The sequence below is a fragment of the Variovorax sp. Soil_C_26 genome (genome assembly GCF_057657075.1).
This window is the reverse complement of sequence record NZ_JBDGJC010000040.1, coordinates 1-714: the sequence shown is the minus strand read 5'-3', so window position 1 is coordinate 714 and position 714 is coordinate 1. Positions and strand designations below refer to the sequence as shown.

Annotated in this window: 1 pseudogene; it reads right to left on the bottom strand. The window is 59.0% G+C overall.

What is annotated here, in order from left to right:
• Positions 1–101: 101 nt before the first annotated feature.
• A pseudogene (locus AC3A6G_RS27350) lies at positions 102–714 on the bottom strand (type VI secretion system tip protein VgrG); the annotation flags it as partial.

The window sequence follows — 714 nt, the reverse complement described above, 5'->3', positions numbered from 1 at the left end:
CTGCGACAGCCCCTCGGTGCCGCGCATCGAGCGGAACTTCAGCTGCTCTTCACCCAGCGGGGTGTGGGCCGTAACGATCCTGGTCATCACCACCATCCTTTTCAGTTCGCCTTGACGAAAATCGTTCCCTTTACTGCACGCACGCCATGGGTCTTGGCTTCCTTCGCGAACTGTCGAAACTTCAACCAGCCGACCGTGTACTTGTTCATCGTCTGGATCTCGGTCTTCGCTGCGAGATTGACGAAGATGCCGTTGGCAGACAAGAACCACCTGCTCACCATCAGCTTCATGCCGTAGATGTCGAAGGCCAGGTTGTGCGTCCCGCCCTGCCACACTTCGATGTCGTAGCGCGTCCAACGCCAGTGGCTGTGCTCCTGGATGTGGAGCGTCTGCGTGGGCTTGTTGTGAATCACCACCTTGGCGTTGACGATGTAGTTGACGGTGTTGATCGTGTAGGTGTCGGCGTAGTGAATGATGAATGGGGCAAACACGATCTTGGGACCGGTCACGGTGGTGATGTTCGGCCCGAGCACCACCTTGCTATCGATCGCGTTGATGATCTCGATGCGCCCTGCGCCGATGATCCGTAGATCGGTACCGCTGAGGATCCGCACCACCGTGCCATTCACCGTCAGCATCACGCCGCCATTGACCGTCTCGGTCAGCCCACCGGTGACCATGCGCGTCTCGCCACCCGTGATCGTCTCGGTCGCA